Source organism: Nostoc sp. KVJ20 (assembly GCF_001712795.1).
Classification (GTDB): Bacteria; Cyanobacteriota; Cyanobacteriia; order Cyanobacteriales; family Nostocaceae; genus Nostoc.
Map to the genome: position 1 here is coordinate 1 of NZ_KV757715.1, position 8,236 is coordinate 8,236.

Below are 8,236 nucleotides of genomic sequence, written 5' to 3' on the forward strand. Positions count from 1 at the left end.
CCTTAATTCCTCGCTTTTTCCTAAAAGCATTTTCCCCCCACACCCTGACATTCTTCACCGCATCTGACTTGCATATTTTTGCGGTCTGACAACAGTTGTGTATTTTACCTGCTTTTCTCCCTCTTTCTTAAACCCCTACCCTTGAAAGGGGGTAAAACCTTGGTTAATCAGCTATTTCAGACTTGTGTGTACACCGTAGCCTTTTAGAACAGAGGTTTTCCAGATGCCGTGAAAAGTCAGGTCGTTTTCCTTGGTGAAGAGTTTCCATAGCAATCGGAGTTGAGTTAAAATCTCTCGGCGAGTTGCCCTGGAAAATGTCAAAATTAAATGAGTTTTGCGTAGGCGCAAGCGACTTGTCGCCAGACATCGCCACTTTACACAACGCGGATTTGAGATAATTAAGTTGGAATTTATGGGCAAGCAACGTGTTCTTTCTGGAATTCAACCAACCGGCAATTACCATCTAGGTAACTACTTGGGAGCCATTCGCAACTGGGTAGAAGGTCAGAGCGAATACGAAAATTACCTTTTTGTGGCTGATTTGCACGCAATTACAGTGCCACACAAACCAACACAGTTGGCAACTGATACCTACACCCTTGTTGCTCTCTATCTAGCTTGTGGTCTTGATTTAAATCACTCTACCATCTTTGTACAATCCCACGTTTCGGCCCACAGTGAACTCACCTGGTTGCTCAACTGCATTACACCTCTAAACTGGCTGCAAGACATGATTCAGTTCAAGGAAAAGGCCGTCAAGCAGGGAGAAAATGTCAGTGTCGGCTTATTGGATTATCCTGTGCTGATGGCAGCGGATATTTTGCTTTACCAAGCGGATAAAGTGCCAGTGGGTGAAGACCAAAAGCAACATTTGGAATTGACACGGGATATTGCAGCTCGGTTAAATCACCAATTTGGTAAACCAGATCAACCGGTTCTGAAGTTACCAGACCCTTTGATTCGCAAGGAAGGGGCAAGGATAATGAGTTTGGCGGACGGTACACGCAAAATGTCGAAGTCCGATCCTTCAGAGTTAAGCTGGATAAGTTTGCTAGATTCACCAGAACAGATTCAATACAAGATTAAGCGTTGCAAAACCGATCCGATTCGGGGACTGACTTTTGACGATCCAGCGCGTCCAGAGTGTAATAATTTGTTAACCCTGTACACATTGCTTTCTGGTAAAACGAAGACAGATGTTGCAATTGAGTGTCAGGATATGGGCTGGGGACAATTCAAGCCATTGTTGACGGACACAATTATTGAGTCTCTGAAACCAATCCAAGAAAAATATCAGGCGGTAACGGCGGACAAAAGCTATTTAGAGTCTGTGTTGCGGGATGGAGGGGAAAAAGCTAGAGCGATCGCAAATCAAACTTTATCACAAGTAAAAGCTGCTTTAGGATACTCTCTTCCTCTCTAAGTTTTCCCTTTTAGGTGTGATTTGCTATACCATTTAAGAAATTGAAAGTCTTAATTTTATGCATCACACCCATAGCCACACAGCCTTCCGCAGAGCTGTACAAGCAGGTGAATTTCTAGTTACCGCCGAGGTAGCACCGCCAAAAGGGGGAGATCCAGCGCACATGATTCAAATGGCGGCGACTCTTAAGGGAAGGGTTCATGCTGTCAATGTTACTGATGGTAGCCGCGCAGTATTACGGATGTCTTCGTTAATGGCGTCGGTAATTTTGTCACAAAACGGTATAGAGCCGATTTGTCAAATTGCTTGCCGCGATCGCAACCGCATCGGTTTACAAGCTGATTTGATGGGCGCTCATGCTTTGGGCATACATAACATTTTAGCTTTGACTGGCGACCCAGTAAAAGCAGGTGATCATCCAGATGCCAAAGCGGTGTTTGATTTAGAAGCTGTGCGACTGCTGCAACTGATTCGGAAGATGAATCAAGGCGTTGATTGCAATGAGAAACCCTTGACTGATGGAGCGCTAGATTTATTTGTTGGTGCAGCAGTAGACCCGCAATGTAAGAGTTGGTCAGGTTTGCAAAGTCGATTTGAACGTAAAATTGAAGCTGGAGCGCAGTTTTTTCAAAGTCAGTTGATTACAGATTTTGAGCGGCTAGAAAAGTTTATGGATACCATTGCCGCTGGTTATAAAAAACCGATTTTGGCAGGAATTTTTCTGTTGAAATCGGCAAAAAATGCCCAGTTTATTAATAGATGTGTTCCGGGGGTAAATATTCCCCAACATATTATTGATAGATTGGCAAAAGCCAAAGACCCTTTTGAGGAAGGGATAAAAATTGCCGCCGAGCAAGTGCAGATAGCGCGGCAATTGTGTCAGGGTGTACACATGATGGCAGTAAAACGCGAAGATGCGATCGCGCCAATTTTAGATTTGGCTGGGGTTGCTCCAGTTAATCAGTTGGTATCTAAGTAAATAAGATAATAAATCTTTTATGAAAGCAGATGGTTCCATCTGCTTTTTTAATCCTGAATCAGACGCGTCTACACGATTTTTGATAGACTTTCAATATCCAATTTTTGCTTCACTAAATCCAGGTGAAAACTGACAAAATATTTTATAGCTTATTTCAAGCTTTTCCTAGCATCTTTTTTGCAATAGTTGGCGATAATACTGTTGATGTAAACGCCTATAAATTTGTTTCAGTTGAAGTAAAAGAAAATGCTTTTAGGATTGATGGGGTATTTATCCCCACAAGTGAAACTACAAACCAGCCACTTTACTTTGTTGAAGTCCAGTTTCAATTAGACTCAACTTTTTATAGACGCTTCTTTGCTGAAATCTTCACTTACTTTCGTCAAAACGAATCAGTCAATTTTTGGCGTGCTGTGGTTATCTATCCCCAAAGGAGTTTAGATCCAAGCGATCGCTTACCGTATGAGTTGCTTCTAGACAGTTCACAAGTGCAACGCATTTATCTAGATGAATTAGATACGGGGGAGAACTCACTGCAAGTTGCGATCGTTAAATTAATTATCGAAAAAGAAGAGACAGCCATTGACAAAGGTAGAGAATTGATTTTACAGGCTAGGCAACAACTGGCAGATGAATCTACCAGGAAGCAAATTGTAGAATTGATAGAGACTATTCTGTTGTACAAATTTACCCGGTTAAGCCGAGAGGAGTTAGCAGAAATGTTGGGTATAGATGACGAATTCAAAAAAACAAGGATGTATCAATCAATCAAGGAAGACGGCTTAGAAGAAGGTCGCCAACAAGGTCGCCAAGAAGGTCGCCAACAAGGTAAGCAGCAAGCTAAGTTAGAAGCTATTCCCCGGTTGTTGGCATTGGGATTGAGTGTAGAGCAAGTGGCGGTGGCTCTCGATTTAACGGTGGCACAAGTACAGGAAGCAACCCAGAATTCGTCTGGCTAGATTCTGGGTGCTACTTGCGATCGCATTTCAAACCTGGGTTACATCTTACCGTGTTGCATCACTTCTTGTAGATGGCGGCGAACCTCTTGTGCTTGCTCAAGATCAGATTGCCGCAATTTTTGGAACAACTCTACACAAGGCTGAGAACCTACTTGTTGTGCATCTTTGATGTAAATATCATAAGCTTTGACGGCTTCAGCCTTGTTGTGCAACACGGTTACAAAATCGTACTCCAAGTTGCTAATTGGTTCTTGAGACTGTCCGTTACCTGTATTTTTAGCCATTGTTTGAACCTCTTTTAGGATTTCTAATTAACTTTATACTTACCCTTAAAGAGCGATTCATCTTCCAAAAAGAGTATATTTCAATACGTCGGAAGTACCTTACGAGGGTAGGTTAGTAAATTCGTAATTCGTAATTCGTAATGACGCTCTCTACGTTCGCGCAGCGTGTCGTAGACAGACGCTACGCGAACGAATACTCGCTAACGTAATTCGTAATTAATAGCCGTCACTCTATAAATACGTCAGGAGATAGGACAGACAAGGGAGAAAATTCTACCTCATCTCCCCCACTCTCTAATTTCATAACAATTTATCCAAGCGGTTGGTTCTCATCACATTGACGTGAATACTCGAATTCAAACTCATCATTTTTCCGTTCCCTACCTCCTCTATACACAACCGGACAAAATTTAGTGTTAGCGCTCATACAATCCATGTGTGGCGTCTTAGCACACACCACTAATAGTCCACCCAGAACAAACAACAAACCACAAATTGCCAGCGTATTAACCCAAGAAATTTCCAGCGCTCCGTGAACTACTACCTCTCGCAGTAGAGATACAATCGTTACCTCAACTGCTACTCCCACAGAGATACTATGTTCTTGCAAATAGACCATTAATAGTCGGAATAACTCGACTAAAATCAACACAAATAGTATTTTTGCAGTCACATATTTATAATCTAGTGGCTGCATGAGGGCCATAAGTAAACCCCACAATTGGATCAGCATGACGGCAAACAAACCCAAACACAAAACAATCACAATTAAGTCTTGAAAGGCTTCCATGTTGCGAACAATTGATTGCCGATCAAGCCAGCGATCGCTAAATAAAAATCGACTTTTCTGGCGCTTTTGCATGTACATTCATTCCATTCGGGATAAGTTCAGACAACACCAGCGAGTCAACCCAATACTTTTATGTTATGCAATATTAAGCTGTTGCGCCTCAGCGAGGTTGGTAATTTAAATTTTGTGCTTGTTGCAACAATTGCTCGGCATTTTTCGCCCATTGGGGATTTCCCTGAGCATTGTATAAATCTCTAGCAAATTGGAATACTTGTACTGCATCACCATATTGCTGTAACTGCATAAAAACTAACCCAGCACCATAATAAGCGTTGGGATAGTTAGAGTTAGCTTCGGCTGATTTTCTAAAAGCCTCTAATGCCTCTTGTAATTTGCGTTGCTGAAACCAAATTGAGCCGAGATTGTAGTAAGCTTCGGGATATTTCGGATTAATCTTTACCGCTTGATTAAAGGCATTTCTAGCTTGATCGAGTTTGCCTTGTTGGAGATAACACATCCCCAGATGATAAGGAGGTTCTGGTGCATTCTTGCTATATTCTATGGCTTTTCTAAAAGATGCGATCGCTCGGTCACAATCTCGTTGCTGTTCTTGTACCAACCCTAAGTTATAGTGGGCAAATCCTAGTTTGGGATCAAGTTCTACGGCCCGTTGCAAGTAATCGTTCGCTAACTGTAAATTATTCCCTTCTAACAATGCACCGCCCAAATTGGCAAAAGCTGGAGCAAACTTAGGATCGGCTTGCGTCGCTCGATAAAATGCATCCGCAGAGGGTTGTAATTGTCCCGTTTGTCTGAATGCTAGCCCTAAATTATAGTGCGCTGGTGCTAATGCCGGATCTAACTGGGTTGCTTGTTTAAAGGCTGCGATCGCATCTTGTACCCTTCCCGCCTGAATTGCCTGTAATCCTTGGTTTAACCAGTCTACAGCACTTTTAGGGTTAGATTGTGCCACCTTTAAGGCGATAGGAGAAGATAGAGCAAGAGAGGGAGAGGAAATACTAACAATCAGCAAAGTTAAACTTACTAACCCTGCTATGCGATATTTAAAGAATGATAATGCCATTGATTTTCTAACTCGCAACAATTTCAGTTAACTTTACTTCATAAAAAGTTTTTTACAAAAGTTTTTAATTTGGCATAAAAGTTTGTGATAATTAACTTTTCTTAAGCTAAATCTTACGACAGGCTACAATTTTTTTAACTTTCGATTAAAGAGAGGATAATAACAAATTAAAGAAGGGGTAATTTTGACTCCAGAGAACCATTTTTTTATCAAATAGAATTCAGGAGTCAGGAGGAGGCAGTGCGGTCTTCTCCCAAAGGGAGAGGCTAGCGCCAAGGGGGTTTCCCCCATGAGCAACTGCCGTTCAGAATTCAGAATGAATTCTGTACGGCTAGTGAATAAAGAAATCAGTTGAAGACGATTGCGGACTCGCTACTGTCTTGACTCGGAATCCCGAATTCAGAATAGCTGGATTCTTCTTTAACCCTTCATATATACGGAATCATGCGGTTAGGAAAAACTTACCGCAAGGGAGGTTTTATGAACGAAAAAGTAAAATCGGGTTCGCGGAATGTTGCAATTGTCGGGCCTTATTTAAGTGGAAAAACCACTTTACTAGAAAGCTTGTTATTTGTCACAGGGGCAATTTCCCGGAAAGGGAGTGTTAAGGACAGCAATACAGTGGGAGATAGTGCTGCCGAGTCGCGCGATCGCCACATGAGTGTAGAAGTCAGCGCTGCTAGCACTGAGTATAACGGCATTCGCTTCACTTTTATTGACTGTCCAGGAAGCGTAGAATTTGCCCAAGAAACTTACAATGCTTTAATCGGAGTCGATGCGGCAATTGTAGTTTGCGAACCCATCCGCGATCGCGTCCTCACCCTCGCCCCTCTATTTAAATTCCTCGACGATTGGGAAATTCCTCACCTCGTCTTCGTCAACAAAATGGATCGGGCAAATATTCACGTTTTGGAAACGTTACACGCCCTGAAAGCAGTATCTAGCCGTCCCCTGGTAGCGCATCAATATCCCATCATGAACGGGGAACAACTCACCGGCTTTATTGATATGGTGAGCGAACAGGCATATCAATATCATCCAGGCGCACCTGCTGACCCCATCCCTTTTCCCGAAAGTTTAAAAGAAGAAGAACACATAACACGGGCAGAAATGCTCGAAGCCTTAGCAAATTTTGACGACCATTTACTCGAAGAACTTTTAGAAGACATTGAACCACCCCAAGAGGAAATTCTCAAAGATTTAAAAATGGAATTAGGGGCAGATTTAGTAGTGCCCGTTTTCTTTGGTGTAGCAGAACAAGATTATGGTGTTAGACCTCTATTAGAAGCCTTGTTACGGGAAGCCCCCGAACCAGAAACCACAGCAGAACGTCGTTTAAAAAACATCAAAGGTGATACACCTTTAGCGCAGGTATTAAAAACTTACTACACTCCCCAAGGTGGAAAACTCTCTCTCGTGCGTGTTTGGCGGGGCAAATTAACTGATGGAATTGTCCTCAATGGCATTCGCACTGGTGGAATTTACCGCCTCATGGGACAACAGCAGCAGATAGTTAACCAAGTTAGTGCTGGTGAAATTGTTGCATTGAGCCGTTTAGAAGGAATCAAAACAGGCGATACAATCTCTACAGAACAGCAATCTGCAATAGAATTACCTAAAGCTGTACAGTTGGAACCTGTGTATGCCCTCGCTATTACACCAGAAAAGCGCAACGATGAAGTTAAACTCAGCAGTGCCATCACCAAGTTATTAGAAGAAGACTGTTCACTTGCTTGGGAACAGCACGGCGATACCCACGAAGTTATATTGTGGGGTCAAGGCGAGATTCATTTGCAAGTCGCCCTAGACAGACTGCGCCGCAAATATAACTTGCCGATGACAACTCATTTACCGCAAGTGCCTTACAAAGAAACCATTCGTAAGACAGTGGCTTCAGTTCATGGGCGCTACAAACACCAAAGCGGTGGTCACGGACAGTTTGGTGATGTTTTTCTTGAAATCAAGCCTTTACCACGCGGTACAGGTTTTAACTTTAATGAAACCATTGTCGGCGGCGTGGTTCCCAAACAGTACATTCCTGGCGTGGAAATGGGCGTGCGGGAATTTCTGACACATGGGCCTTTGGGCTTCCCAATAGTGGATTTGTCCGTAACTCTGACTAATGGTTCCTATCACAACGTTGATAGTTCCGAACAAGCCTTTAAGCAAGCTGCCCGATTGGCAATGCAAACAGGGATACCCCAAGCAGAACCTACGCTGTTAGAACCAATTCTGCGAGTGGAAGTGACAACTCCTAGCGAATTTACCTCCAAAGTGCTGCAACTATTGAGTGGTAGACGGGGGCAAATTTTAGGCTATGAGGGGAGAAACGATTGGCAAGGCTGGGATAATGTCTCTGCATACTTGCCACAAGCAGAGATGCAAAATTTTATTGTAGAACTGCGATCGCTCACTCTTGGCGTTGGTTCCTTCCATTGGGAATATGACCACCTCCAGGAAGTGCCGGAAAAGCTTGCCGAACGTGTCATTCACAGCAATGGTAATGGTGGTAACGGCAACGGCAAGTAATTTTGGATTTGGAATTAATCTAGAGTAGCGTAGGCATCGCTCCAAGGCTGAGATTCCTGACTTCTGAGAAAAGTCGGGAATCTTTTTTAATCTGTAAAAGGATTCGTAAATAACTAGGACCAGCCCTTTCAAGGTGTCTGCTTTTAGGTATTATTTTTGGGATAGAATTTTAGCTGTAGAAACATGGG

7 protein-coding genes are annotated in these 8,236 nt (G+C 42.9%); 4 read left to right on the forward strand and 3 right to left on the reverse strand.

What is annotated here, in order from left to right; all coding sequences use genetic code 11:
• The first annotated feature begins 412 nt into the window (after positions 1 to 412).
• The 3 genes from trpS to A4S05_RS31370 all read left to right on the forward strand — a co-directional run bounded on the left by trpS (position 413) and on the right by A4S05_RS31370 (position 3,361).
• Complete coding sequence (gene trpS, locus A4S05_RS31360; protein ID WP_069073683.1) at positions 413 to 1,423, forward strand: tryptophan--tRNA ligase; 1,011 nt, start codon at positions 413 to 415, stop codon at positions 1,421 to 1,423.
• 58 nt (positions 1,424 to 1,481) lie between these two features.
• Entirely contained in the window at positions 1,482 to 2,402 is a 921-nt protein-coding gene (locus A4S05_RS31365; protein ID WP_069073684.1) for a methylenetetrahydrofolate reductase, read from the forward strand.
• A 122-nt stretch (positions 2,403 to 2,524) separates the two neighbouring features.
• Positions 2,525 to 3,361, forward strand: a complete 837-nt coding sequence (locus tag A4S05_RS31370) for an Rpn family recombination-promoting nuclease/putative transposase (RefSeq protein ID WP_069073685.1) — start codon at positions 2,525 to 2,527, stop codon at positions 3,359 to 3,361.
• Between the two features lie 38 nt (positions 3,362 to 3,399).
• Here the strand turns inward: A4S05_RS31370 and A4S05_RS31375 are convergent, their stop codons facing one another.
• From A4S05_RS31375 to A4S05_RS31385, 3 genes are all read right to left on the reverse strand, one after another.
• The gene (locus tag A4S05_RS31375; RefSeq protein WP_069073686.1) at positions 3,400 to 3,645 is read right to left on the reverse strand and encodes a hypothetical protein; all 246 of its coding nucleotides are present in this window, start codon (positions 3,643 to 3,645) and stop codon (positions 3,400 to 3,402) included.
• Between the two features lie 310 nt (positions 3,646 to 3,955).
• A complete protein-coding gene (locus A4S05_RS31380) occupies positions 3,956 to 4,513 on the reverse strand; it encodes a phosphate-starvation-inducible PsiE family protein (RefSeq protein WP_176727166.1) in 558 nt (185 codons plus the stop codon).
• Positions 4,514 to 4,595: 82 nt separating this feature from the next.
• Positions 4,596 to 5,519, reverse strand: coding sequence for a tetratricopeptide repeat protein (locus tag A4S05_RS31385; protein ID WP_069073688.1), 924 nt, complete (start codon positions 5,517 to 5,519; stop codon positions 4,596 to 4,598).
• 480 nt (positions 5,520 to 5,999) lie between these two features.
• On the opposite strand from A4S05_RS31385, the gene A4S05_RS31390 reads away from it, so the two are divergent.
• Positions 6,000 to 8,048 (forward strand): elongation factor G, encoded by a 2,049-nt coding sequence (locus A4S05_RS31390; RefSeq protein ID WP_069073689.1) that lies wholly within the window; start codon positions 6,000 to 6,002, stop codon positions 8,046 to 8,048.
• Positions 8,049 to 8,236 lie beyond the last annotated feature (188 nt).

Excerpts from the sequence above, each read along its gene's own strand:
- A4S05_RS31365 (WP_069073684.1), top strand. The coding sequence starts at position 1,482 with ATGCATCACACCCATAGCCACACAGCCTTCCGCAGAGCTGTACAAGCA.
- A4S05_RS31390 (WP_069073689.1), top strand. The coding sequence starts at position 6,000 with ATGAACGAAAAAGTAAAATCGGGTTCGCGGAATGTTGCAATTGTCGGG.
- trpS (WP_069073683.1), top strand. The coding sequence starts at position 413 with ATGGGCAAGCAACGTGTTCTTTCTGGAATTCAACCAACCGGCAATTAC.
- A4S05_RS31375 (WP_069073686.1), bottom strand. The coding sequence starts at position 3,645 with ATGGCTAAAAATACAGGTAACGGACAGTCTCAAGAACCAATTAGCAAC.
- A4S05_RS31380 (WP_176727166.1), bottom strand. The coding sequence starts at position 4,513 with ATGTACATGCAAAAGCGCCAGAAAAGTCGATTTTTATTTAGCGATCGC.
- A4S05_RS31385 (WP_069073688.1), bottom strand. The coding sequence starts at position 5,519 with ATGGCATTATCATTCTTTAAATATCGCATAGCAGGGTTAGTAAGTTTA.